Source organism: Olsenella phocaeensis (genome assembly GCF_900120385.1).
GTDB classification, from domain to species: domain Bacteria; phylum Actinomycetota; class Coriobacteriia; order Coriobacteriales; family Atopobiaceae; genus Olsenella_I; species Olsenella_I phocaeensis.
Genome location: NZ_LT635494.1, coordinates 1,642,264 through 1,666,779, shown reverse-complemented (window position 1 = coordinate 1,666,779; position 24,516 = coordinate 1,642,264). Strand labels below are relative to the sequence as shown.

The following is a 24,516-nucleotide window of genomic DNA, read 5'->3' as shown; positions in this document are numbered from 1 at the left end:
GGGACGCCATGGTCCAAGGCGAGAGTGACGCGCGTCGCGGGGGCGGGGGCCGACTGGACGCGTTCCTGGTCCGTCGCTTCCTCCTGGTGGCCGTGCTCGTCGCGGCCATGGAGGCGCTGCTGCAGCCCCTCGCCCTCGGGACGCTGGTGCCCCTAGCGCTGGAGCGGTTCGCGCTCAGCGGGCTCGCGTACATCCCGGGGGCCCTGTACGGCCTGGGGGTCCTGGCGTTCGGGATGGCGCTGCTCGTCCTGCCGCTCGCGGTGGGCGCCATGCTCTTCGCACGGATGGTGGAGCGCAGGGTCGCCCAGGTCCAGGAGGAGCGTGACCGGGAGCGCGAGCGCCTCTATGCCAGGAGGAACCTCCTGGTGACGGACATGGCGCATGACCTCAGGACCCCGGTGATGAGCATCCTCTCGCTTGCCCAGGCGCTGGGGGACGGCCTGGTCGACGACGCGGCCGACCAGAGGCGCTACCTCGCCGCCATTCGCGCCAAGGCGGAGCGCCTCGGAAGGCTCACCGATGCCCTGTTTGACTTCACGCGGCTCGAGAGCGATGCCTTCAGGCTCGAGCGGAAGCCCTGTGACCTGCCGCAGCTTGTGCTGAGGGAGGCGGCGGTCGCCTACTCGGACGCAGAGGCGGCGGGGATGAGCCTCGAGGTGGACGTGAGCGAGCAGCCGTTGGAGGTGCTGGCGGACGACGTGCAGCTGGGAAGGGTCGTCTCCAACCTGATCGCCAACGCGGTGAGGCACTGCCCCAGGGGGACGGCCGTCCACGTGCGGCTCGTGCGGCGCGCCGGGGTCGCCGAGGTCGTCGTGGGGGACACCGGCCTTCCCATGGAGGGCGACGTCGACCGCCTCTTCGAGCCCTTCTCGCGCGGGGACGAGGCGCGGCGCGGCGAGGGGAGCGGCTTGGGGCTCTACATAGTCAGGCGCATCGCGGAGCTGCATGGCTTCTCCATCCGCCTGGAGCAGCCCTACGGCAGCCTGACCAAGGCCTTCGTGCTGACCTGCCCCGTCTGGGACTAGCGCCAGCTGCCAGCCAGGTCGGCCCCGCGTGTTCCGCCAGCTCTCTGGGCCCCGCGGCCTACAGGTCGAAGGCGGCGCAGATGGCATCGAGGAGCATGACCGCGAAGGTCTGCGCGTCTCCCGTGGTGAAGGTGCCGTCGTAGTCGAGGCCCAGGGGAAGCTCCAGGCGCACCACGGGGACCTCCTCGCGGGAGCTCTCGCAGGCGGTGCGCAGGCGCTGGGGCAGGGAGTCTACGTCGTCGGTCGAGAGGTTGGCCATCTTGCTGCCCTCGGGCAGGGGGGTGGAGGCCAGCACCAGCACCGCACGGTCCCCCTCGCGCGCGGCAAGGGGGCTCTCGATGAGGTCGAGGCCGCTCCTCTCGCTCGTGGCGCTTGCCAGGTTCCAGATGCGACCCGCCACGTTGCGGCTGATGGGGTCTTCGGCGGTGATGGAGAGCTGCGTGCTCTCGAGCACTCCCGCCGCCCGCGCGAAGCCCATGCCGCCCATGGGGTGCGGACCCGAGGCGGGCTTGCCGCCCCACACGTGGTGCAGGCGCTCGATGGCGTCGAAGGTGTCCTGGAAGGCCATGCCGTCCGCCAGCATGCCCTGGCTTTCCTGGAACTGCTTCACCGCGCTCTCGGTGTAGACGCCGAAGCAGCCGTCGGGTTCGCCGCACGAGAAGCCAAGGATGTTGAGGCAGCGCTGCAGGGAGAGCACGTCGTTGCCGTGGAAGTTGGGAAGGCGCAGGTAGAGGGTGCGGTCGCCCATGGAGTAGCCTGCATCGACGAGGGCCGCCCAGGTCGCGGAATCCACCTCGCCGCCCAGGGGCAGCTGGTGGTCGAGCCGGAACTTGGCCACGGCGGTCGCGGTGGTTGGTCCGAAGGCATGGCCGTCGAGCTCGGCGGCCTCCACCTCGTAGCCCAACCTTCCCAGGCGCTCCTGGATGTCCTCCACCGCGGCGCCGCTCGCGCCCTCACGTATAGCTTCCATTCGTCTCTCCCGTTGCGAAGGCCCTGGGACATGTGGCCCAAAGCCTGGTACGTGTCAAATGCCGTGCGTCATCTCTGGCGCTCCACGAAGAAGTCTGCCATGGAGAGGAGCGTCTCGTACGGGCCGTCCTCGAGTCCGACGCCCTCGATGTGTCCCTTCGCCCTGGACGAGAGCCCGCGCGCGACTGAGCGGGCATGCTCGATGGCCCCCGCCCCGTCCATGAGGAGGACCGCGCGGGCGAGAGACGCCTCGTCCGTGGCATGGGCATCGAGCAGGCTGCGGAGCTCCTCTCGCCTGCCGCCTTCCAGGTGCTCGAGGGCCCAGGTGGCGACCAGGGTGCGCTTGCCCTCGGTGACGTCGCTCCTGAAGTCCTTGCCCTGGGCGTCTGCGTCCCCCACNCTCCTCGAGCTCACCCGGACCTACTGCCGCGTTCCCGGCGCGGGGGACCCGCCCCTGCTGCAGTAGGGCCGCGCGCTCGGCCATTGTCGTGGGGTTGTGTCGGGGGGCGGCACGTTCGGCGGTCGGCGAGCCGTGTTGGGCAGCGGGTCTGGTCATGGGCCGCCGCGAGGTATGGGGCACTTCTATCATCTTGTCCTTTGCCACGAAAATCCGCTGATTTCGGTCCAAAAGCGTGGCGGAATGCAAGATGGTCCTTCTGGGTGGCGCGTCTGACGAGACTGGCGGCGTGCTGCGGTCCTTGGTCCAGTCGAGAGGAGGCCGCGTCCGTGCCTGGCAGCTACTGCCTGCGTCCGCCTTGGCGTTTCCGCCTGACAGGTGACCACGCCTGACAGGTGACCACGCCTGACAGGTGACCACGCCCGTGCCTGACGACTTCATCGCACGTGTGGATTAAGGCAACGTTATGGTTTGGCTCACGTTTCCCTCAGGGTCGTGGCACATCATGGGCTTGCAACCGAAGGACCCCGTCTAAGGAGACGTCATGTGGGAACGCAGCGAGCTNTTCGGCGGTGATGGAGAGCTGCGTGCTCTCGAGCACTCCCGCCGCCCGCGCGAAGCCCATGCCGCCCATGGGGTGCGGACCCGAGGCGGGCTTGCCGCCCCACACGTGGTGCAGGCGCTCGATGGCGTCGAAGGTGTCCTGGAAGGCCATGCCGTCCGCCAGCATGCCCTGGCTTTCCTGGAACTGCTTCACCGCGCTCTCGGTGTAGACGCCGAAGCAGCCGTCGGGTTCGCCGCACGAGAAGCCAAGGATGTTGAGGCAGCGCTGCAGGGAGAGCACGTCGTTGCCGTGGAAGTTGGGAAGGCGCAGGTAGAGGGTGCGGTCGCCCATGGAGTAGCCTGCATCGACGAGGGCCGCCCAGGTCGCGGAATCCACCTCGCCGCCCAGGGGCAGCTGGTGGTCGAGCCGGAACTTGGCCACGGCGGTCGCGGTGGTTGGTCCGAAGGCATGGCCGTCGAGCTCGGCGGCCTCCACCTCGTAGCCCAACCTTCCCAGGCGCTCCTGGATGTCCTCCACCGCGGCGCCGCTCGCGCCCTCACGTATAGCTTCCATTCGTCTCTCCCGTTGCGAAGGCCCTGGGACATGTGGCCCAAAGCCTGGTACGTGTCAAATGCCGTGCGTCATCTCTGGCGCTCCACGAAGAAGTCTGCCATGGAGAGGAGCGTCTCGTACGGGCCGTCCTCGAGTCCGACGCCCTCGATGTGTCCCTTCGCCCTGGACGAGAGCCCGCGCGCGACTGAGCGGGCATGCTCGATGGCCCCCGCCCCGTCCATGAGGAGGACCGCGCGGGCGAGAGACGCCTCGTCCGTGGCATGGGCATCGAGCAGGCTGCGGAGCTCCTCTCGCCTGCCGCCTTCCAGGTGCTCGAGGGCCCAGGTGGCGACCAGGGTGCGCTTGCCCTCGGTGACGTCGCTCCTGAAGTCCTTGCCCTGGGCGTCTGCGTCCCCCACCAGGTTGAGCAGGTCGTCCTGGATCTGGAAGGCCAGGCCCGCGTCCATGCCGAAGGCACGCAGGGCCTCGACCTGGCGCTCGCTTCCGCCGCCGCAGATGGCGCCGGTGGCCAGGGGGACGGCGGCGGAGTAGTGCGCGGTCTTGAGCGTCGCCATGCGCAGGTAGTCCTCGGAGCTCACGTCCCAGCGCCCGTCGCGGACCCAGCCCAGGTCGAGTGCCTGCCCCTCGACGGTCCTGAGCTCCATGTCCGCGAGCTCGCCCAGGAGGCGGAGCCTCGTCGTCGCCTCCAGCGACGTGTCTGCCAGCACGATGCGGAAGGTGGTCACGATGCCCAGGTCGCCCATGTTGATGGCAGGGCCCGTCCCCTCGCTGAGGTAGGTGCAGGGCTCGCCGCGTCGCGTCTCTCCCTCGTCTGCGATGTCGTCGTGGATGAGGGCCGCGCTCTGGAAGTGCTCGACGGCCACCGCGACGGGCAGCGTCGCCTCGACGCTGCCTCCCACGGCCTCTGCTCCCAGGAGGCAGAGCGCAGGGCGTGTGCGCTTGCCGCCAGCCCGCGTGAAGTGGGCATAGGGGGCATAGAGGTAGCGCTCGAGCTCGCTTGGGGTAGCGGGCTGCGGCGAGACGTCGGCGGCGTCGGAAGCGAGGTGGGTGCGGACGTCGGCGGCGGCGTGGGGCTCCACCCTCGCGAGGTAGTCCTCGACGAGGGGCAGCACCCTGCTCAGGTAGTCCTTGAAGAGCTTGCCGTCAGACATCGGGGGGCTGCCTAGCCCTCGTAGCCGTTGGGGTTGTGCGACTGCCAGTTCCAGGAGTCGCGGCACATGTCGTCGATGTCGTACTTGGCCTCCCAGCCCATGAGCTCCCTGGCCTTGGCGCAGTCCGCATAGTTGGCCGTGACGTCGCCGGGGCGGCGCGGGTCGATCTGGTAGGGGAGCTCGCGTCCGCAGGCGGCGGAGAAGGCCTTAACAATCTGGAGCACGGAGGTTCCCCGTCCGGTTCCCAGGTTGAAGACCTCGACGCCCGTGCGGCCGTTCATCCAGGCCAGGGCGGCGGCATGGCCGGAGGCGAGGTCCATCACGTGGATGTAGTCACGCACGCCGGTGCCATCGGGGGTGTCGTAGTCGTTGCCATAGACGTGGACGACCTCGCGCTTGCCCACGGCCACCTGCGCCACGTAGGGCAGGAGGTTGTTGGGGATGCCCTTGGGGTCCTCTCCCATGAGTCCGGAGGGGTGGGCGCCAATGGGGTTGAAGTAGCGTAGGAGGACGACGTTCCACTCAGGGTCCGCGGTGTGGAGGTCGCAGAGAATCTGCTCAATCATCCACTTCGTCCAGCCATAGGGGTTGGTGCAGGCCTTCTTGGGGCTGGCCTCAGTGATGGGCAGGCTGTCGGGATCGCCGTAGACGGTGGCCGAGCTGCTGAAGATGATGGACTTGCAGCCGTGCTCGCGCATGACGTCCACCAGGGTCAGGGTGTTGCCCAGGTTGTTACTGTAGTACTCGATGGGCTTGGAGACGGACTCGCCCACGGCCTTGAAGCCCGCGAAGTGGATCACCCGGTCGACGTCGTTGTCGTCGAAGATCGCCTCGAGGGCGTCGCGGTCGTTCACGTCGGCGCGGTAGAACGAGAGCCTCGCCGACGCCTCCTCGCCCACAATCTGGTCGATGCGGTCGAGCACCTTCTCGGAGGCGTTGCTGAGGTCGTCCACGATGACCACCTGGTAGCCGCCCTGGAGCAGCTCGACCACGGTGTGGCTGCCGATGAAGCCGGCGCCTCCGGTGACGAGGACGCAGGTGTCCTGGGGTGACTTTTCGACGCTCATGGGTGCTCCTCGTCTACTGGACGGCAGGCTTCTTCCTGGGATGGCTGTGCTCTGGCGCAGGCTGCCGCCGCGCGACGGGCGCAACCGTCCATGAAGAGTATAGGGCAGGGCGGGGGAGGGCAAGGCAGGGGAGGACAGGTGCCGTCGCGCGCGATCGGGCGCCGTTCTCTATGCAACTTCCTGAAGTCGCTTGGTTCTCTATGCATTTCTCGGAAATCCTGCCTACAAAAGCCCTGTTGGCGCTGGGTCGGTGTCAGAGAATGGCATAGAGAACGCTTGCCGGAGCATGTCGGAGCATGTCCCGGTATGACCCAGCTTGCCCCGTCATGTCCCATCATGCTCCAGCTTGTCCCGCTCTTGGCGTCGAGGGGGGCGGGGCTCTCTCGACGCAGGATGTGGCCTACTTCGAGGTCCCGCCGTCCTCGCATGACGCGTCACGTCCCTTTCCGGGGAGCGCGCTCGTGGCGACGTCGACCGCCTCCTCCGGGTCGTCGGTGAGCCTGACCAGGGACGGGTCGAGGGGCGAGATGTTCCCGGAGTCAGAGACGGTGCCCCTGAGCCACTCGAAGAGCCCCTGCCAGTACTCGCGGTCGAACATGACGACGGGGGTGCGCTCGACCTTGTGGGTCTGCACGAGGGTGAGCAGCTCGAAGGCCTCGTCGAGGGTTCCGAACCCGCCTGGGCAGATGATTGCGCCCTGCGAGTACTTCACGAACATGGTCTTCCTCACGAAGAAGTACCTGAAGCTCATGCCCAGGTTGACCCATTGGTTGATGCCCTGCTCCTCGGGCAGCTCTATGCCCAGTCCCACGGACGTGCCCCCAGCCTCGGAGGCCCCGCGGTTCGCCGCCTCCATCACGCCCGGCCCGCCGCCCGTTATGACGGCCACGCCCCGCTCAGCGAGGAGGCGTCCCATGGTGCGCGCGGCGTCGTAGCTGGAGCATCCACGTGGCGTGCGTGCCGACCCAAAGACGCTTACGGCCGGTCCCAGCCTGGCGAGGGCGTCGAATCCGTCGACGAACTCCGCCTCTATGCGCATGACGCGCCATGGGTCCATGCGAATCCAGTCGGCGGGGTCGTCTGGCGCGAGCAGGCTGCTCGTGGTGGTGCGGTCGGGGATCATCTGGCCCCTGAGGAGTACCGAACCCCTGTGGTACGCGTCCGCGCCCCGTCCGTCCGCCACCCCGTCGTCCTGCGCGCCATGTCCTGCAGGTATGTCCCAGCTGTCCCGCCCCTTGCGTTGGCGCCTCTCGCCCATGTCCATGCGTCTCCCATCTTCGCTTCCTGGTGGAAGATGCTACGCCAAGGCCCTTTCTGGTGTGGTCGCTCTTCGCGTGCGGTGTCCTTGGACCAAGCTTGGGCCAAGCTCTGAGGCCGTGTCGCCTCTCGCCTTGCGTTCTCAGCCGAGGGTGTAGCGGGTGGCCGCGTGGCGCATGTTGACCTCGCTGAGTTCCATCTCGCCGTCGATGTAGGGCTGGTACATGGCGTCTATGGAGCCCACGCCCATGCTGCACCCGCTGCAGCTCTCGCAGCTCGAGTCCCCGCAGAAGTCCAGCCCCTGCCGGACGATCTGGATGCGCTCCTCGCGCGTGGTGTCCTTGATGAGTAACGACCTCATGGTGTGTGGCCCCTCTCCGCCGGCCGTGCCCTTGCCGGGGATGGCCGGCTGTCTGATTTCTGCCGCCCGCTAGATGCGGCTCACGAGCTCGTCGGCAGACTTGCGCATCGTGTGGCGCGGAGCGGGCTCGGCGTCGTCGGCGGGATACCCCAGGGGAAAGAGCGCGATGAGGTCGTAGCCCTGCATCTGCGGGAAGGCCTGCTTCAGCGCTCCGGCGTCGAACTTGCCCACCCAGGTGCTGCCCAGGCCGAGCGAATGCGCGGCGAGCATGATGTGCGTCGCCACGATGCTCGCGTCCACGTCGGCGAAGTTGCGCCCGTCGAAGGAGCGCACCCACGCCTCGTCCTCCTTGGCGCCGACGGCCACGATGAGGGGGGCGCTGAAGCCGTAGGGGGTGTTCTCTCGCACGGTCTCGAGGGCGTCGGGGCTTTGGATGATCCAGGCATGCCAGGGCTGCTTGTCCACGGCCGTGGGGGCGGCGACCGCAGCAGCGATCAAGGCGTCGATCTTCTCGGGCTCCACCGGGGCGTCGCTGAACTTGCGGCAGGAATAGCGTTCGCGGGCGAGCGTGAGGAAGTCTGACATCTGGGTGCCTCCCGTCCTGGGGTGACGCCGTCCCGCGCGCTTCCGGACGGGGCGGCCGCTGCGACAGCTGCAGCCAAGCCTGAGTGTAGCCCTTCTCGCCCCCTTGCCCCGCGCGTCGCCGCTTCCACGTCTGGCCGACTTGCGCCACCATCTGCCCGTCCGCTCCCGCGCATGCTGGCCTGCCCGCCCCCTCGTTCTCTATGCCATTCTCTGAAATCGCAGTCGCAAAAGCCCTGTTGGTGGAGGGGCGAGTTCAGGAGAATGCATAGAGAACGAGGTGGGGCCCGGCGGTCGGCATAGAGAACGAGGGGGGCCGGCGATCAGCATAGAGAACGCTAGGTGAGGGGCGCGGGCGAGAGAAGCGCGCCATCCGGCCAGGAGAGCACCCGCTCGAGCATGCCCCGCACGTCCAGGACGCCCAGGGCGAAGCCCTTGCGCACGAGTCCGTCGGGGACGAACTCGTCATATTTGTCGAAGCGGGGCACCTCTCCCGGGTACACCAGCTCCATGGGGTCCACGCCCCGCGCCGCCTCGCGCTTGAGCACCTGGTAGAACCGCCTCGCGTCGGCCCTCATGGTGAACTGCATGAAGTAGGGCCGCGAGGAGTCGAGGCCCTTGATCCCCAGCTCGTCAGCACAGCGCAGCTTGATGAAACGCTCGAGCGCCAGGAAGGCGTAGGACCCCAGCCAGGGGAAGAGGCACCAGGCGGTGCCTCCCACGTTGACCAGCGGCTCCGTGTCCACATGTGCGTTGGCCGCGACGTGACGGGCCTGGAGCAGACGCGCGTGGGCGTTGCGCCTGAGGTAGGGGTACTCGTCCTCCTCGCCCAGGGCCTGTCGTATGCGCTCGAGCACGTGGGTGTGCACGTCTCCCGCGCACATCCCGAAGTAGGCAGGCACCTTTCCCTTCACGCGGCTGCACTCGATGAGGTGGCGCTTGTAGTCGATCTCCTCGATGACCCAGACGGCTCCGGCGATGGCGATGCGCTCGCCCACGGGCGGCGGCGCCACGACGGTCCCCAGCTCCTGGGACTCGCTGCGGACGGTGAACTCCTCGTTCTCCGCGAAGGTGGCGTAGAACTTGAAGTTGTTGGTCACGCGCTCGCCCGCGATCCCCACGATGAGCCCACCCGACTCCGTCTCCTGCAGGTGGTCGATCGCGAGGAGGTGCCTGAGGAGGACGCGGTAGTCGTCGAGGCTCACGCGCCAGAAGGGCGCGAGGGTGAGCACGCGCCGCGCGAGGTCGGCGGGACTCAGCTCGCCGGAGGAGGCGAGCGTGGCCATGGTCTGGTGGTAGAGGAGGCTGTAGGGCAGGCCGTTCAGCTTGGGTGGCTCGACCCAGCGCTCCTCGAGGTAGAGCTGCACCAGGGCGATGCCCTGCAGGAGCTTCCAGGGGATGGTCTCGGGCAGGAGGGCTCGCGCCTCGGGCTCGTCCTCGCGCATGACGAACCACATCTCGCTGGGCTGGCCGCGCCGGCCGGTGCGGCCCATGCGCTGGAGGAAGGAGCTCACCGTGAACGGCGCGTCGACCTGGAAGGCGCGCTCCAGCCGGCCGATGTCGATGCCCAGCTCGAGGGTCGAGGTGGTGACGGTGGTGAGGCTCAGGTCGTCGTCGCGCATGAGGTCCTCGGCCGAGAGCCTGAGGCTGGACGAGAGGTTGCCGTGGTGGATGAGGAAGCGGTCCCCCTCCCCGTTGGCCTCGCAGTACTGGCGCAGGCTGGTGGTGACCTCCTCGCACTCCTCGCGGGAGTTGGCGAAGACCAGGCACTTGCGGTTGCGGGTGTGCTCGAAGACGTAGGCGAGGCCGGGGTCGGCGAAGACGGGGGCGACGTCGGAGGAGGGCTCCCAGTCGGGCTGCTCGGGGACGGGGGGCAGGCCGTCCGCATCTGCGGCGAATGGCGCCGTGTCGTTGGCGGACGTGGTGTCGCGGCCCTGAGACGCCCTCGCGTCCACCCCCTCGGCCCGGCCCGAGGGGGTGGGGACCCTCTCGCCTTGGGCAGGGGAGAGGGGCACCTCGTAGCTGGGTTCGGGCTCCTTTGCAACCGACGTCCCGCCGTGCCCCAGGCCGTCAGTGCCGCGGTCAGGCGCCTGGGGGCCGCTCACGTAGAAGTGCTCCATGCTGAGGCGCCAGCTCTCGCGCGGGGCGTCCATGCGTGGGATGAGGCAGCCGCGCCCGGTGCCCGAGCTGAGGTAGGCGCCCGTGGCCTCGGGCTCGCCGATGGTGGCCGAGAGCCCGATGCGGCGGGGGTTCACGCCCGCGATGCGCGAGAGGCGCTCGATGCAGCAGAGGGTCTGGTTGCCGCGGTCGCCGCGCAGGAGCGAGTGGACCTCGTCGATGACCACGTAGCGCAGGTCGCAGAAGGTGCGTGCGATGGCGGCATGGCGGTGCAGGAGCATAGCCTCGAGGGACTCGGGCGTGATCTGGAGGATGCCGGAGGGATGCTTGAGCATCTTGGCCTTGTGGGACTGCGACACGTCGCCGTGCCAGTGCCAGACGGGGATTCGCGCCTCGACGCAGAGGTCCTCGAGGCGGATGAACTGGTCGTTTATCAGGGCCTTGAGGGGTCCTATGTAGATGGCGCCCACCGACGCGGGCGGGTCCTCCCAGAGCTCGGTGAGGATGGGGAAGAAGGCCGCTTCCGTCTTGCCCGAGGCCGTCGAGGCGGTGAGGAGGACGTTCTGGTCGCTGTCGAAGATCGCCTCCGCGGCAGCGACCTGCACGGCCCTCAGGCTCTGCCAGTCGTGCTGGTAGATGAAGTCCTGTATGAAGGGGGCATAGCGGTCGAAGACGTCCAAGGCCTCTCCCGTTCTAGATCTTGAACTCTGCGAACTCGTCCTGCTGTCGTGGTGCCGCCTGTTCGGGCGACACGCGCTCACGTCCCGCCGCCGCGGAGGAGACCGGCGCCACTGCCTCCGTCGGCATGACCGCTCGAGGCGTCGGCGCCGGTTGCGGGGTTGCGACGGGGGCTTGGAACTGCTCGCTCCCCAGCAGGTCCGTCACCTTGATCTGCGGGTTCTGGAACAGGATGTCGAGCAGCTCGACGAAGTCACGAATGACCTCGCGCGGCGTGAGGTGGGTGCTCGCCCCCACGCGGCCGAACTCCGCCTGGAGGAAGGCGATGAGCTCCTCCTGCGAGATCCTGCGCTCGTAGCCGAAGAGCCCCGCATGGATGTCCGCGAGCTTCTCCACCAGCACGAGGAGCTCCTCGTGCGTGAGGGGCTGGAGCTCTATGACGGGCGCCAGCATGTCCGCGAAGCCCCCCTGGGCGAAGCGTCCCTGCGTGAGCCGGGAGCGCAGCGCCTCGTAGGAGTAGAGCCCGCGGCGGCGGTCCTCGATGGTCTGCGGGGTGCCGCTCATGATGATGCCCAGATGGCTGGCCTTGCCCTGCAGGGTGTCGTTGTACATGGTCAGGATCTTCTCGTAGTTGTACTGGCGGCTGATGGCGTTGGGAATCTTGTAGAGGTTGACCAGCTCGTCCACCAACACCACGAGCCCCTGGTAGCCGGCCCCCTTGAGGAAGGCTGCGAAGAGCTTGAGGTAGTCGTACCAGTCGTCGTCGCCTATGGCCACCGAGACGCCCAGCTCCTGGCGCGCCTCGGTCTTGTTGCGGTACTCCCCGCGGAACCACCTGGTCACGTTGGCCTTGGTTGCGTCGTCCCCCTCCCTGTGCGCGCGCCAGTACATCGTGAGGAGGCGGGCGAAGTCATAGCCGTGCACGAGCTCCTGGAGCGACTGCACGAGGGCGAGTATCCGCGCCTCCACGGCAGGCGAGAAGCCCGCGTCGTCGGGGTCGATGCCCTCCTCGGCGCGTACCTGCATCTCGACGTTCGTGACCCAGCGGTCGAGTATCAGGTTGAGGGCCCCTCCTTCGGGACGCGTCTTGGTGCTGAGGTTGCGGATGAGCTCCCGGTAGGTGGCGAGGCCCTGGCCGTTTCCACCCTGGAAGCGCCGCTCGGGGGACAGGTCCGCGTCGCAGACGACGAAGCCCCGGCCCATGGCGTGGTTGCGGATGGTCTGGAGGAGGAAGCTCTTGCCGCTGCCGTAGCGCCCCACCAGGAAGCGGAAGCTGGCGCCCCCGTCTGCCACGAGCTCTAGGTCGTGGAGGAGGGCCTGGATCTCTCGTTCGCGGCCCACTGTCACGTAGGGCAGGCCCACGCGCGGGACGACGCCGCCCTTGAGCGAGTTGACGATCACGGCCGCGATGCGGCGGGGGACGCGTGGCTTGGCGCTGGGCTCGGTCATGGCTCGAGGATTCCTCTCAGGTCTTCGATGTAGTCCTCCACGAGGTGAGGACCCTGGTCGTCGAACTCGATCGCGCTGTCTTGTAGGAGGTCGAAGAGCTTCTCGTTGGCGGAGTCCGCGAGCATCTCGACGCTGCGCGAACCGGGGGTAGTGGCGGCGGTGCCGCTCGCGAGCAGATGGCGGAGAAGGGCGAGCTCCTCCGGGTCGAGGCCGAGGGGGGAGGATACGGCGCCTTCCGGCTCGCCGGCGCCCTTGGCGTATGGCGACTCCGCCTCGTCGCGCGAGCTGGGCTGCGGCACAGCGGGCGGAACGGCAGACGCGTCGGCAGGGCAGGGCACGCAACTATCGTCTGGCTGGCCTAGTAAAGCAGGTGCGACGGATGCGACAGGCGCGGCATCCGGTGGCTCGGCGGTGGGCGAGGAGTCCTCGGGGAGGTAGCCCTCGCGCTCCTCGTCCACCAGCAGCGCCTCCTGGGTGAGGGCTGCGGCGGAGCGGATCGACCCCAGCTTGGAGAGGTCGAAGCTGATCCGGCGCCGCTCGGCCTCCTGTGAGCGCTCGAGCGCCAGCGCGCTCTCCTTCTGGATCATGCGTGCGACATAGGCGGGAAGCCGCTTCTCCTTGAGGGGGCGGCCGAAGCCCCAGTCGTCGCGCATCTGGCGGTCGATGCCGCGGACAATCCTTCCCAGCTCGCGGCTCCTGCCGCTGGTCGAGAAATCCTTGCGCAGCTTCCAACGGCCAAAGCGGTGCGTGATCGTCTCTGCGGCGGTGAGGCGCACGCGCAGGCCATCCGGTTTGGGGGCGTCCTCGAGAGGGACGCCGGCGAAGGGGTAGTAGGCGTGCTCCTGGACGGGCCCCACCAGGCTGTCGACGAAGTCGGTCTTGCGTCGCTTGGCGCAGTGGTGGACCAGGCGGGAGAAGACCCCAGCAGCCACCTGTGCCGCCTCCTCGGGGTGCTCCCTGAAGAAGGGCGAGCGCTCCGGAGGGTACGAGGAGACCCTGCCGAGGGCCTCCCAGAGCTCGGCGTCCGTGGGCGTCGGACCCTCCTGGTCCTTGGACGTGAGGCCTCGGAGGCCCTCCTGGCAGAGCCGCGCCCGCTCGGCGAGGCGAAGGGTCATGACCGCCCGTGCGAAGGCGCGCTCCTCCTCGCTGGTGGCGAGCTCGGGGTCGAGCTGGTGGCAGACCACGTAGTCGTGCAGCAGCCGCTCGAGGTCGAGCACGACCCCTCCCGCGGCACCCGGCTGCTTCGCGGCCTGGTCCCGGCAGGCGTCGACGAGGCGGCGGAGCTCGAGCGCCACGGGGGTACCGGGCTCGACGCCCACGCCGTTGACGAGCTCGAAGGAGAGGAGCCGCACGAAGGTGGAGGGGGCGTCCGACGCCTCGCCCCGCCGCCAGAGCGTGCGCCAGCTGAAGTACCCCCGCAGCTCCCGGTCGCTCAGCTCCTGGTAGGTGGGCAGGTAGCGGAAGGGGAGGGCGCCCTGGTAGGGGTGGTCGTCCTCGAAGTCCGCCGCGAGGCGGGCCTGTGCGGCGAAGAGCCTTCCCCCGCGCAGGAGGTTGCCCTGGACGTCGCAGTCGCCCTCGAGGTCGCGGAGTCGCGCGAGCGTCGGCGGCAGGGCGGGATGGGGCAGGGGGCGGGGGGTGTCGCGCGGGAGGGGCTGCTGGTCGAAGCGGGCCTGCGACTGGTAGGCCCTGCGCGCCCGCTCGGCTCGGGTCGAGGCGATGGAGCGCTCCTGCCGGGGACGTCCCGCCGGCGCGGGACGTGCGCTTGCGGGACGCTCGGACGACGCGGACCGCTCTGCCGAGCCGGCCCGCCCTGCTGGCGTGGGCCGCCCCGCTCCGGCGGGGTGCTCCTCCCGCTCGCGGCGCCAGTCGGAGCCCCTTCGGAGGATGGGCTGGTCGGAGTACGAACGCTCGCTGAAGCTCGCTCCCCCGCGGCGGCGTTCGACTTCGAGGACGCGCTGGACGATGTCCTGGACGAGCGTGTCCAGGTCGGCTCGGGGCCTGCCTTCCGTCTCGTTGCTCCGGTCGTCCATGCGCACCTCCCTCGTTTGTCGCGGCCTGTCTCGATTCTACCCACGGCGCGGGACGAAGGGAACACATGTACGAAGAATGCCAGGGCGCCCGGGTGGTGTGGGCCCTCGGTCCCTCTGCGTCCAATCCGATTTCGCTGCCAGGGAGCTTGTGTAAGCGTCGGACGATTTTGTTCTCTACTGCCCCGTATATGCGCCAATCCCCCCCGAGGCCGCCAGTAAAGAACGCCTGCCGGGTATGCGGCACGGAATCTGTTCTTTACTGGGATGCACTCGGCCGGCTCCCATCCGATGGCGTCAGTAAAGAACGCCCGTCGGGCGCACGACACGAAATCCGTTCCTTACTGGGCCGCTCTCGGTCGGTTCCCATCCGAGGTCGCCAGTAAAGAACATCTGCCTAGCGTTGGCGACGGGCCCTCCTTGCGCAGAGGTCCTGCCTGTTCGGTAGCTCGTCCGGCGGTCGTCCGATAGGTCGCTCGAGCGCACTTTTTGCGCAACAAAGGAGGCGGGACACGGGAGGTTACCCCCTCGTGCCCCGCCCCAATGTCCTCCAGCTCAGACAAGCCCTACTTGAAGTACTCCACGCCACCCTCGAAGAGCGGCTGGTAGTGGTTGCCGGGGACGTTTGCGAAGTTGCCCTGCGTGTAGCGCTCGCTGTGGCCCATCTTGCCGAAGATGCGGCCGTCCGGGCTGGTGATGCCCTCGATGGCCAGCACCGAGCCGTTGGGGTTCACGTCGAGCCCCATGCCCGGCACGCCCGCCTCGTCCACGTACTGCGTGGCAACCTGTCCCGTCGCAGCCATCTGCGCGAGCAGCTCGTCGGAGGCGACGAAGCGTCCCTCTCCGTGGCTTATCGCGATGGTGTGCACGTCTCCCACCTCGCAGTTTGCGAGCCAAGGCGAGAGGTTCGAGGCCACACGGGTGCGGACGAGCCTGCTCTGGTGGCGTCCGATCCTGTTGAAGGTGAGGGTGGGGCAGTCCTCGTCCATGGGGCGGATGTCTCCGTAGGGTACGAGGCCCAGCTTGACCAGGGCTTGGAAGCCGTTGCATATGCCCAGCATCAGGCCGTCGCGCGCCTGCAGCAGGTCGCGCACGGCCTCGGTGACCGCGGGGGCTCGGAAGAAGGCGGTGATGAACTTGGCCGAGCCGTCGGGCTCGTCTCCGCCGCTGAATCCGCCGGGGATCATGACGATCTGGCTCTGCCCAATCTGCCTCACGAGCTCCTCGGTGCTCTGGGCGACGTCCTCGGGCGAGAGGTTGCGGATCACCAGGGTGCTGACCTCGGCCCCGGCGCGCTCGAAGGCCTGCGCGGAGTCGTACTCACAGTTGTTGCCCGGGAAGACGGGAATCACCACACGCGGGCGCGCCAGCCTCACGGCAGGCGCCGGCCTCGTAACGCCGGCTCGCGCGACGTCGAAGCTCGGCGTCTCGACCTCCTCGCCCGCGGCGCGGTAGGGGAAGACGGGCTCGAGCCTTGCCTCCCACTCCTCCTGGAGTGGTGCGAGCCCTATGCGCCCTCCCTCGATGCCAAGGACGTAGTCCTCGCAGCTGCTGCCTATCTGGCGCAGCTCGAAGTCACCTGCCTCGGCGGGCACGAAGGTCGACGCGCCCAGCTCGAGCACGAGGCTGCCGTAGGCCGGGCGGAAGAGCTCGTCCGCCGCGAACCCGTCATCGAGCAGGATGCCCAGCTGGTTGCCCACGGCCATCTTGAACAGGGTCTCGGCAAGGCAGCCGTAGCCGGGGGTCGAGGCCGCAAGCACCTCTCCCCAGCNGGCGTTTATCTCCTCGGACTCGTCGAGGTTCCTCAGGATGCCGCGGGACCTGAGCCACTTGGCGCCGATGGTGCCCATGTCCATGAGGCAGAGCGGCTTTTGGTCGCGACCCAGCTCGTGGCGCATCTGCAGGTAGCGGTCGAAGGCGGCGCGGACCACCTCGTCGTCGATCCGGACGTCCTCAAGCTCGGTTCCAAAGGTGGTGTGGCGGCAGTGGTCCGACCAGTAGGTGTCGATCATCCGTATCTCGGTGATCGTGGGGTCGCGCTTCTCGCCGGCGAAGTACTCCTGGCAGAAGCCGAGGTCGGCGAGGTCCATGGCCAGGCCGAGGTCGTCGATCATGGCCTGGAGGCCGTCGGGTCCCAGCTCGCGGAAGCCGTCGAGGGTCTGGACCATGGGCGGCTTGGGATAGCTGCCCCTGAGGGTCTTGCGGGCCTCGAGCGACGCCTCGCGGGCCTCGACGGGGTTGATCACATAGTCCTTGACGGCGGCGACCTCGGCGTCAGAGAGCCCGCCTTCGAGGTAGTAGAGCTTGGCGGAGGCGACGAGGGGCCTCTCTCCCTGGCTGATGAGCTGCACGCACTGTGCCGCGGAGTCCGCGCGCTGGTCGAACTGGCCGGGCAGGAACTCGACGGCGAAGACGACCGTGCTCCTGCTCGCGGCGGGACGGCGGGTGCTGGCGAGGTCGGACTGCGGCTCGCTGAACACGGTGGGGATGCAGCGCTGGAAGAGCTCGCGCGAGATTCCCTCCACGTCGTAGCGGTTCACGATCCTGAGGCGCCTGAGCCCCCTTACCCCCAGGATCTCCTTGAGCTCCCGCTCGAGCTGGCGTGCCTCGACGTCGAATCCGGGCTTCTTCTCCACATAAACGCGAGAGACCATGGGTCCTACCTTCCGTCAATTCTTCGTTGGAGCGGTGAGGTGCGAACGAACCCATGATACGCGCTGGGAGAAGGCTGCAAGGTGGTGCCGAGGCCCTTGTCATGAGGGTGAAAGAATGATGGCGGGGGAGAGGGGCGCGCCGCGTTGGTGACCTGTCTTGCGCCCTGCCGCTACGGCCCCTGCCGCCAGGAGCCCTGCGTCTTCCCGCCGGGGCGCCTTGCCGCTAGGAGCCCGATGTGGGTGGTTCTCCCGCCACCGCAGGGGGAGAAGTGGGTGGTTCAAGGCTTTTTTCTCCGAGAAAACCACCCACATCTGGCTTCCGGCGGCAAGGGTGCGGCCCCGGCTTCCGGCGGCGGGGGCGTGACCGAGGCGCGTTGTCCCGGCGGCCTCGGCGCCGCGAGCTACAGCGACGTGAGTCCCAGCGCCACCAGCGCCGCGACGTATGCCGTCGTGGCGCCCACGGCGAGCCAGTCCGCGCCACGCATGTGCAGCGGGTGCCAGTGGCTGCGCTCGGCCCCGCCCTCGTAGCAGCGGGCGTCGAGCGCGCGCGAGAGGCCCTCCGCGTGGTGGATCGAGCTCGCGAGCAGCGCCACGAGGATCGCCCCCACGGCACGTATCCGCCGGACCGGGCTGCCGGCGAGGAGCCGTCCCCCGCGCGACGCCTGCGCGTCCAGGATGGACTGGGTCTCGTCGGCGAGGGTGGGGATGAAGCGCAGCATGAGCGAGAAGACCATGGCCAGCTCGTGGCCGGGCAGCCCCAGGCGCGCGAGCGGCGCGAGCCCCGCGTCGAAGGCGTCCGTGAGCTGGGTGGGCGTGGTGGTGAGCAGCATGAGGGCGGCCGCCACCACGGCGATGACCAGGCGCAGGCTGTAGACGAAGGCAGCGCGCAGGCCGCCGGTGGTGATCGCCAGAACGCCAAGCCGCCACACGACCTCCCCGCTCCGGTTGACCAGGAGGTTCACCAGGCCCAGCACGAGGAGCATCGCCACCAGGGGACGGATCGACTCCAGGACCTTGTGCGCGGGCACCTGCGCCAGGGCCAGGAGGGCGAGCGCGAACGCGAAGCCGAAGGCGAGCTGGAGCGGCGTCGAGATGGCGAAGACCGAGACCATGACGGCCAGCGCGGCGGTCACCTTGGCACGCGGGTNGCTCACGGGGACCAGCGGGTCGGCCGCGCCGGTCACGCGCATGGCCTGGTAGACGTAGCTGCGACCGCTCAGCGGGTCGCGGATGGCCCCGCCGATGCAGGTGGCCGCGCCGCCGAAGGGCTCGATCTCGGTCGGGTGGTTGTGGGTCTCGTTCTTGAAGAGGAAGAGCCAGTCCTCGTCGTGGCCGTCCACGTCGACCTTCACCTTCACGGTGCAGGCGTTTATCTCCTCGGACTCGTCGAGGTTCCTCAGGATGCCGCGGGACCTGAGCCACTTGGCGCCGATGGTGCCCATGTCCATGAGGCAGAGCGGCTTTTGGTCGCGACCCAGCTCGTGGCGCATCTGCAGGTAGCGGTCGAAGGCGGCGCGGACCACCTCGTCGTCGATCCGGACGTCCTCAAGCTCGGTTCCAAAGGTGGTGTGGCGGCAGTGGTCCGACCAGTAGGTGTCGATCATCCGTATCTCGGTGATCGTGGGGTCGCGCTTCTCGCCGGCGAAGTACTCCTGGCAGAAGCCGAGGTCGGCGAGGTCCATGGCCAGGCCGAGGTCGTCGATCATGGCCTGGAGGCCGTCGGGTCCCAGCTCGCGGAAGCCGTCGAGGGTCTGGACCATGGGCGGCTTGGGATAGCTGCCCCTGAGGGTCTTGCGGGCCTCGAGCGACGCCTCGCGGGCCTCGACGGGGTTGATCACATAGTCCTTGACGGCGGCGACCTCGGCGTCAGAGAGCCCGCCTTCGAGGTAGTAGAGCTTGGCGGAGGCGACGAGGGGCCTCTCTCCCTGGCTGATGAGCTGCACGCACTGTGCCGCGGAGTCCGCGCGCTGGTCGAACTGGCCGGGCAGGAACTCGACGGCGAAGACGACCGTGCTCCTGCTCGCGGCGGGACGGCGGGTGCTGGCGAGGTCGGACTGCGGCTCGCTGAACACGGTGGGGATGCAGCGCTGGAAGAGCTCGCGCGAGATTCCCTCCACGTCGTAGCGGTTCACGATCCTGAGGCGCCTGAGCCCCCTTACCCCCAGGATCTCCTTGAGCTCCCGCTCGAGCTGGCGTGCCTCGACGTCGAATCCGGGCTTCTTCTCCACATAAACGCGAGAGACCATGGGTCCTACCTTCCGTCAATTCTTCGTTGGAGCGGTGAGGTGCGAACGAACCCATGATACGCGCTGGGAGAAGGCTGCAAGGTGGTGCCGAGGCCCTTGTCATGAGGGTGAAAGAATGATGGCGGGGGAGAGGGGCGCGCCGCGTTGGTGACCTGTCTTGCGCCCTGCCGCTACGGCCCCTGCCGCCAGGAGCCCTGCGTCTTCCCGCCGGGGCGCCTTGCCGCTAGGAGCCCGATGTGGGTGGTTCTCCCGCCACCGCAGGGGGAGAAGTGGGTGGTTCAAGGCTTTTTTCTCCGAGAAAACCACCCACATCTGGCTTCCGGCGGCAAGGGTGCGGCCCCGGCTTCCGGCGGCGGGGGCGTGACCGAGGCGCGTTGTCCCGGCGGCCTCGGCGCCGCGAGCTACAGCGACGTGANGCGCATGATCGAGCGGCGTCCGCGCACGTCGAGGAGGGCGCCGGGCTCGTCCAGGACGAGGGCCTCGGGCTCCATGGCCAGCGCCCCGGCGATGGCGACGCGCTGCTTCTGCCCTCCCGAGAGCCGGGTCGGGTCGGCCTGGGCGAAGTCGTCCAGGGCCACGCGGTGGAGCTCCCGGGCTACGCGCTCGCCAATCTGCTCCGAGGGGACGCCCAGGTTCTCGGGGCCGAAGGCGACGTCCTCCGCGACCACGGAGGTCACGATCTGGTCGTCCGGGTTCTGGAAGACCAGGCCCAGGCTGCGCCGGGCCAGGCGGTAGGCGGCGAAGTCGACCTTTCCGCCCACAAGCACGCGCCGCCCCACCAGCTCGACGTCGCCCGCGTCGGGTGCGAGCAGGCCGCAGAGCACGCTCGCGAGCGTCGACTTGCCGGAGCCGTTGGCGCCCAGGACGCAGAGACGCTCGCCTCGCGCGACCTCCAGGGACACGTCATCAAGCGCTCGCACGCCGCCCTCGTAGTCGAGGGTGACGTGCGAGAGCCTCAGCACGGGGTCGCCCGCGGCGCCTCTGGCGGCAGCAGGTTCCAAGTCGCGGCCTAGTTGCCCAGGGCCTTGGTGACGGGCTTGTAGACCAGCGCGCACACCACGCAGTTGAGGGCGATCTTGATCAGGTTGAAGGGAAGGAGCGCGGGGACGATCAGCGCGACGACGGCGTCGACGGGCATGCCCGCGTAGAAGGGGGTGATGACGACGTTACCCAGGATGCAGGCGACCAGGCAGACCACGGCACCCACGACCATGCCCAGGATGGCGCCGCGCAGGCTGGTGTCGCGACGGTACACGAGGGCTGCGGGGACCGCGAGCGAGAAGGTCGCCAGCACGGCCATGATCACACCGTAGATGCCGCTGGCCGTCGCCAGGTGCACCAGGTAGGGGATGACGGAGACCGCGGCAGCGGTGGCGGGGCCGAAGGCGAAGCCCGCGATGAGGGCCACGATGCCGGAGGGGTCGTACTTGAGCCAGGACACGCCCGGGAGGATGGGGAACTCCAGGAAGAGGGTGGCGATGACAGCGACGGCGCAGAAGAGCGCCGTGACGGCGATGCGCTTGGTCGACCAGCCGCGCTGCTCGGTGGTGGAGTGGGTGTCGTGACGCATGGTGGAGTCCTGTGCCATGGTGGCCTCGTTTCTCTCATCCGGACTTTGACCGTTGGTCCTGGGATCTCACCAGGTCAGCCGCTCTTTTCTGTGCGGCGCGCGGACTCGGGCGAACTTCGCGCCCATCACCGCCAGTGGGGAATCTCACCCCGCCCCGAAACTGTCTGCGTGACTATAGCACTTCTCGTGCCGAGAAAAACTGCGCACGGGATTTTCGCAAGAGGGACGTCTTGCTGCATATGTCCAGCTAGCGACTTTGTACACAATGCGTCTCTCCATAATTCGGAGCTTCCGTGCGCAGTTTTTGGCGGGGTGTCCGAGTACGGTCGTCTCAAACGGCCCCCGCCATCGCCAGGCAACCTATAATCTGCTGCGACGGCGGCGCCACGAGGGCGTCGTGCCAGACGAGCCGCGCCGGGGAGCGCGCCGGGGAGAGTGATTCGGGATGTCAGAGAGCGGCGACCACTTGCAGGGACTCGCCTGGAGGCTGCGCTCCATCGTGGGCGAGGAGAACGTCCTGGAAGACGAGCCCATGAGCCGGCACACCAGCTTCCAGATCGGCGGGCCTACCGACCTCTATGTCATCCCCGAGGACGTCGAGGAGCTGCGTGACGTGCTCGCCGCCTGCCGCGAGGCGGGGGTGCCCCACTTCGTCCTCGGTCGCGGGAGCGACCTGCTCGTCTCTGACGAGGGCTACCGCGGCGTCATCGTGGCCATGGCCGAAGGCCTGGTCAACGTGTCCGTCGACGGCACCCAGATGACCTGCCAGGCAGGCGTGACCCTCAAGGAGGCGGCCGAGATGGCCTGCGAGCTGGGGCTCTCTGGCCTCGAGTTCGCCTGCGGCATTCCCGGCTCCATCGGCGGTGCCTGCTTCATGAACGCCGGAGCCTACGGCGGCAGCATGTCCGACGTCCTCGCGAGCGTGCGCGTGGTCATGCCCGACGGCAGCCTGGCCACCATCCCCGCAGGCGAGCTCGCCCTGGGGTACCGCACCAGCCGCATCCGCACCGACGACCTGGTAGTCGTGTCCGCGACCTTCGACCTCGAGCCTCAGGACCCCGCCCGGATTCGCGCGACGATGGACGACCTCACCCACCGTCGCGAGGAGAAGCAGCCCCTGGAGCTTCCCAGCGCCGGCTCGACCTTCAAGCGCCCCGAGGGCCACTTTGCTGGCAAGCTGATCATGGACGCTGGCTTGCAGGGCTGGCGCTCGGGCGGCGCGGAGGTCTCGACCAAGCACGCCGGCTTCGTGGTCAACGTGGGCGACGCCACGGCAGCGGACGTCCATGCCGTGATCGAGCACGTGCAGGACGAGGTCATGCGCCAGTTCGGCGTGAGGCTCGAGCCCGAGGTGCTCTTCCTGGGCTAGGGGTGCCGACGCCTCGGCAGACAAGGGTGCGCCGGGCGAGAGGACCGCGGGCGCCTGGCCCGCGAGTCCCTGCCATGCCGCGGGAAGGTCAGAGGCTGAGGCTCAGCTCGTCCAGCGCCCGGATGAGGCCCTCGAGTGCGTCGAGGTCAGCTGGTGAGGTTGACATGACGGCCAGCACGTAGCCGCTCCCGTTCTTGTGGAGCACGATGCCGGCGTCGTTGGCCGCCGGGGTCACGAGATCGCTCTCGCGCGTGGGGAACCAGCCCGCCTTCGACCAGCTGCGCGCGTCGCTGCCCAGCGCATCCCTGATGGGGCTCGTCTCGCGTTCCTCGAAGAGGCCCGCAAGGAGCTCGGAGGCCTTCGTCCTGTGGCCCAGGTAGGCATGGATGCCCTCCCACTCGTCTGCCAGCTGCGAGGGGGTGCTTCGGGGGTACTTCGTTTCCGCGTACGCGCCGAGGTCGTCGTAGACGCCGGTGTCGACGCCGGCCTCTTCGAGCCATCCTGCGAAGCCTTCCTCGCCATACTGGTCCACCAGGCTCGCGTAGGCGTCGTTGTCCGAATAGAGGACGATGCTCCTCACGCGGGAGGCGACGTCGCTCAGGGGGAGGTCGCCCCCGTCCACGCGCCGCTCGAGGAGCGAGGCCACGTAGGGCCCCTTGATGCTGCTCGCGGTGTAGAAGTCCCTGTTCGCCTGGTAGGCCACGAACTCGTTGCCGTCGAGGTCGCGCAGGCAGAAGCCCACGTCCACCCCATGGGCGGCGAGGCGGACGATCTCCTCCTGGACGGCGCTCATGCAGGCTATGGTCTGCGGTCGGGGATGCCCCAGAGCCGTGAGGTACGCGTCGGGGAGCTCGAGCGAGAGGAGCTCGTCCGAGGGCAGCGACTCGCCGGGGTCTGCGGCCGCAGCCTCGGTCCCGTCGTGCGTCCCGACCACGAGCTCGCCCAGACCCAGGGGCCAGGCGAGGCTCAGGGCGGCGATGGAGAGGGTCACCAGCGACACCTCGAGGAAGTTGTAGGGGAGCAGGGGCTCGCGGCCCTTGGGTCCCCTCGGCCTCGGCCTGGGCTCCATCCCAGCCCCGGGCTAGTTCTTGAGCGAGTTGAGCGGGGCGGGGAAGCGGCCGCCGCGATGCGCCAGCACGTCTCCCGCGAAGCGGTTCACGGGCATGACCGGGGCGGAGCCGAAGAGGCCGCCGAACTCGAGGACGTCGCCCTCTCGCTTGCCTATGGCGGGGATCAGCCTCACGGCCGTGGTCTTGGCGTTGATCACGCCGATGGCCATCTCGTCGGCGATGATGCCGGCGATGGTCTCGACCGAGGTGTCACCGGGGATGGCGATCATGTCGAGCCCCACGGAGCAGACGCAGGTCATGGCCTCGAGCTTCTCGAGGCTGAGGGCCCCGTCCTGGGCGGCTCGGATCATGCCCGCGTCCTCCGAGACGGGGATGAACGCGCCGGACAGGCCGCCCACGATGGAGCTGGCCATGACGCCGCCCTTCTTGACGGCGTCGTTGAGCAGGGCGAGGGCGCAGGTGGTGCCGGGCCCCCCGCACTCGCCTACGCCTATGATCTCGAGGATCTGGGCCACGGAGTCGCCCGCCGACGGGGTGGGTGCCAGGCTCAGGTCCACGATGCCCCTCTCGGCGCCCAGGCGCCGCGCCGCCTCGCGGCACATGAGCTCCCCGGCGCGGGTGATCTTGAAGGCGGTCTGCTTGATGCGCTCGGCCACCTCGGTGAGGTCCGCGTCCGGTGGCAGCTCCCCGAGGGCTGCGGCCATCACTCCCGGGCCCGAGACGCCCACGTTGATGACCGCGTCGGCCTCGCCGCCGCCATGGACGGCGCCCGCCATGAAGGGGGAGTCCTCTACCATATTGGAGAAGACCACGAGCTTCGCGGCGCCGTAGCAGTCGATGTCCTGGGTGAGTTCGGCGCACTCCACCATCTTCTGGGCCAAGAGCAGCACGGCGTCCATGTTGATGCCGGCGCGCAGGCTGGCCGCGTTGACGCTGGAGCAGACGCGCTCGGTGGAGGCGAGCGCCGTCGGGATGGAGTCGATGAGGCGGCGGTCGGTGGCTCCCATGCCCTTCTGGACGAGCGCCGAGAAGCCGCCCATGAAGTCGATGCCCAGGGTCTCGGCCGCGCGGTTCATCGCCCGCGCGATGGGCGAGAGGTCCCGGTCGGGGCAGGCGGCAGCGATCTGCGCCACGGGGGTGACCGAGACGCGCCTGTTGGCGATGGGGATGCCGTACTCGCGCTCGAGCTCGCTGGCGACGGGCACCAGGCGCTCGGCCGTCGTCGTGATGCGGTCGTATATCTTGGTGCACATGCGCGCCATGTCCTCGTCGGCGCAGCCGAAGAGCGAGACGCCCATGGTGATGGTCCTGAGGTCGAGGTTCTGGCGAGAGACCATGTCGAGGGTCTCGCGGACCTCTTCGGGGGTGATTGCCATGGGGCTCCTTCTCTCTTCCGCGCTCTATTGCAC

17 protein-coding genes, 1 pseudogene and 1 riboswitch are annotated in these 24,516 nt (G+C 68.7%); of the genes and pseudogenes, 2 read left to right on the top strand and 16 right to left on the bottom strand.

Features of this window, described 5'->3' with window-relative positions:
- Window positions 1-8: 8 nt before the first annotated feature.
- Window positions 9-1,025, top strand: a complete 1,017-nt coding sequence (locus BQ7388_RS08100) for a sensor histidine kinase (RefSeq protein WP_072500228.1) — start codon at window positions 9-11, stop codon at window positions 1,023-1,025.
- A gap of 58 nt (window positions 1,026-1,083) precedes the next feature.
- Here BQ7388_RS08100 and BQ7388_RS08095 read toward each other — a convergent pair whose 3' ends face one another.
- The 14 genes and pseudogenes from BQ7388_RS08095 to BQ7388_RS08020 all read right to left on the bottom strand — a co-directional run bounded on the left by BQ7388_RS08095 (window position 1,084) and on the right by BQ7388_RS08020 (window position 20,686).
- Entirely contained in the window at window positions 1,084-1,995 is a 912-nt protein-coding gene (locus BQ7388_RS08095) for a peptidoglycan-binding domain-containing protein (RefSeq protein ID WP_072500227.1), read from the bottom strand.
- Window positions 1,996-2,956: 961 nt separating this feature from the next.
- Window positions 2,957-3,508: pseudogene (locus BQ7388_RS08085) on the bottom strand (peptidoglycan-binding domain-containing protein); the annotation flags it as partial.
- Window positions 3,509-3,576: 68 nt separating this feature from the next.
- Window positions 3,577-4,659: a polyprenyl synthetase family protein gene (locus BQ7388_RS08080; protein ID WP_072500225.1), complete on the bottom strand. Its 1,083-nt coding sequence runs from the start codon at window positions 4,657-4,659 to the stop codon at window positions 3,577-3,579.
- Window positions 4,660-4,670: 11 nt separating this feature from the next.
- The gene (galE, locus tag BQ7388_RS08075) at window positions 4,671-5,726 is read right to left on the bottom strand and encodes a UDP-glucose 4-epimerase GalE (protein WP_072500224.1); all 1,056 of its coding nucleotides are present in this window, start codon (window positions 5,724-5,726) and stop codon (window positions 4,671-4,673) included.
- Between the two features lie 400 nt (window positions 5,727-6,126).
- Window positions 6,127-6,984: an LOG family protein gene (locus tag BQ7388_RS08070; RefSeq protein WP_129583191.1), complete on the bottom strand. Its 858-nt coding sequence runs from the start codon at window positions 6,982-6,984 to the stop codon at window positions 6,127-6,129.
- 141 nt (window positions 6,985-7,125) lie between these two features.
- On the bottom strand, window positions 7,126-7,344 hold the full coding sequence (locus BQ7388_RS08065; protein WP_072500223.1) for a hypothetical protein: 219 nt from the start codon (window positions 7,342-7,344) through the stop codon (window positions 7,126-7,128).
- A 69-nt stretch (window positions 7,345-7,413) separates the two neighbouring features.
- The gene (locus tag BQ7388_RS08060; protein ID WP_072500222.1) at window positions 7,414-7,929 is read right to left on the bottom strand and encodes a nitroreductase family protein; all 516 of its coding nucleotides are present in this window, start codon (window positions 7,927-7,929) and stop codon (window positions 7,414-7,416) included.
- 335 nt (window positions 7,930-8,264) lie between these two features.
- A complete protein-coding gene (locus tag BQ7388_RS08055) occupies window positions 8,265-10,724 on the bottom strand; it encodes a DEAD/DEAH box helicase (protein WP_072500221.1) in 2,460 nt (819 codons plus the stop codon).
- 13 nt (window positions 10,725-10,737) lie between these two features.
- Window positions 10,738-12,171, bottom strand: coding sequence for an ATP-binding protein (locus tag BQ7388_RS08050; RefSeq protein WP_072500220.1), 1,434 nt, complete (start codon window positions 12,169-12,171; stop codon window positions 10,738-10,740).
- Complete coding sequence (locus tag BQ7388_RS08045) at window positions 12,168-14,201, bottom strand: TerB N-terminal domain-containing protein (protein WP_072500219.1); 2,034 nt, start codon at window positions 14,199-14,201, stop codon at window positions 12,168-12,170. The genes BQ7388_RS08050 and BQ7388_RS08045 overlap by 4 nt, the downstream gene beginning before the upstream one ends.
- A gap of 563 nt (window positions 14,202-14,764) precedes the next feature.
- On the bottom strand, window positions 14,765-16,852 hold the full coding sequence (locus tag BQ7388_RS08040) for a phosphoribosylformylglycinamidine synthase subunit PurQ (RefSeq protein WP_072500218.1): 2,088 nt from the start codon (window positions 16,850-16,852) through the stop codon (window positions 14,765-14,767).
- A 401-nt stretch (window positions 16,853-17,253) separates the two neighbouring features.
- On the bottom strand, window positions 17,254-19,098 hold the full coding sequence (locus tag BQ7388_RS13540; protein ID WP_159430815.1) for a CbiQ family ECF transporter T component: 1,845 nt from the start codon (window positions 19,096-19,098) through the stop codon (window positions 17,254-17,256).
- A 401-nt stretch (window positions 19,099-19,499) separates the two neighbouring features.
- Window positions 19,500-20,000 (bottom strand): ATP-binding cassette domain-containing protein, encoded by a 501-nt coding sequence (locus tag BQ7388_RS08025; RefSeq protein ID WP_456319933.1) that lies wholly within the window; start codon window positions 19,998-20,000, stop codon window positions 19,500-19,502.
- Between the two features lie 107 nt (window positions 20,001-20,107).
- A complete protein-coding gene (locus BQ7388_RS08020) occupies window positions 20,108-20,686 on the bottom strand; it encodes an ECF transporter S component (RefSeq protein ID WP_072500216.1) in 579 nt (192 codons plus the stop codon).
- Between the two features lie 4 nt (window positions 20,687-20,690).
- Window positions 20,691-20,834: riboswitch (FMN riboswitch) on the bottom strand.
- Between the two features lie 279 nt (window positions 20,835-21,113).
- Here BQ7388_RS08020 and murB point away from each other — a divergent pair.
- The gene (murB, locus tag BQ7388_RS08015) at window positions 21,114-22,037 is read left to right on the top strand and encodes a UDP-N-acetylmuramate dehydrogenase (RefSeq protein ID WP_072500215.1); all 924 of its coding nucleotides are present in this window, start codon (window positions 21,114-21,116) and stop codon (window positions 22,035-22,037) included.
- 88 nt (window positions 22,038-22,125) lie between these two features.
- Here the strand turns inward: murB and BQ7388_RS08010 are convergent, their stop codons facing one another.
- The gene (locus BQ7388_RS08010) at window positions 22,126-23,106 is read right to left on the bottom strand and encodes a serine hydrolase (protein WP_072500214.1); all 981 of its coding nucleotides are present in this window, start codon (window positions 23,104-23,106) and stop codon (window positions 22,126-22,128) included.
- 12 nt (window positions 23,107-23,118) lie between these two features.
- The gene (locus tag BQ7388_RS08005; protein WP_072500213.1) at window positions 23,119-24,483 is read right to left on the bottom strand and encodes a PFL family protein; all 1,365 of its coding nucleotides are present in this window, start codon (window positions 24,481-24,483) and stop codon (window positions 23,119-23,121) included.
- Between the last annotated feature and the right edge of the window lie 33 nt (window positions 24,484-24,516).

Bases quoted from the DNA above. Each gene is read 5' to 3' on its own strand.
- BQ7388_RS08100 (WP_072500228.1), top strand. From the start codon at position 9: ATGGTCCAAGGCGAGAGTGACGCGCGTCGCGGGGGCGGGGGCCGACTG.
- BQ7388_RS08095 (WP_072500227.1), bottom strand. From the start codon at position 1,995: ATGGAAGCTATACGTGAGGGCGCGAGCGGCGCCGCGGTGGAGGACATC.
- BQ7388_RS08080 (WP_072500225.1), bottom strand. From the start codon at position 4,659: ATGTCTGACGGCAAGCTCTTCAAGGACTACCTGAGCAGGGTGCTGCCC.
- galE (WP_072500224.1), bottom strand. From the start codon at position 5,726: ATGAGCGTCGAAAAGTCACCCCAGGACACCTGCGTCCTCGTCACCGGA.
- BQ7388_RS08070 (WP_129583191.1), bottom strand. From the start codon at position 6,984: ATGGGCGAGAGGCGCCAACGCAAGGGGCGGGACAGCTGGGACATACCT.
- BQ7388_RS08065 (WP_072500223.1), bottom strand. From the start codon at position 7,344: ATGAGGTCGTTACTCATCAAGGACACCACGCGCGAGGAGCGCATCCAG.
- BQ7388_RS08060 (WP_072500222.1), bottom strand. From the start codon at position 7,929: ATGTCAGACTTCCTCACGCTCGCCCGCGAACGCTATTCCTGCCGCAAG.
- BQ7388_RS08050 (WP_072500220.1), bottom strand. From the start codon at position 12,171: ATGACCGAGCCCAGCGCCAAGCCACGCGTCCCCCGCCGCATCGCGGCC.
- BQ7388_RS08045 (WP_072500219.1), bottom strand. From the start codon at position 14,201: ATGGACGACCGGAGCAACGAGACGGAAGGCAGGCCCCGAGCCGACCTG.
- BQ7388_RS08020 (WP_072500216.1), bottom strand. From the start codon at position 20,686: ATGGCACAGGACTCCACCATGCGTCACGACACCCACTCCACCACCGAG.
- murB (WP_072500215.1), top strand. From the start codon at position 21,114: ATGTCAGAGAGCGGCGACCACTTGCAGGGACTCGCCTGGAGGCTGCGC.
- BQ7388_RS08010 (WP_072500214.1), bottom strand. From the start codon at position 23,106: ATGGAGCCCAGGCCGAGGCCGAGGGGACCCAAGGGCCGCGAGCCCCTG.
- BQ7388_RS08005 (WP_072500213.1), bottom strand. From the start codon at position 24,483: ATGGCAATCACCCCCGAAGAGGTCCGCGAGACCCTCGACATGGTCTCT.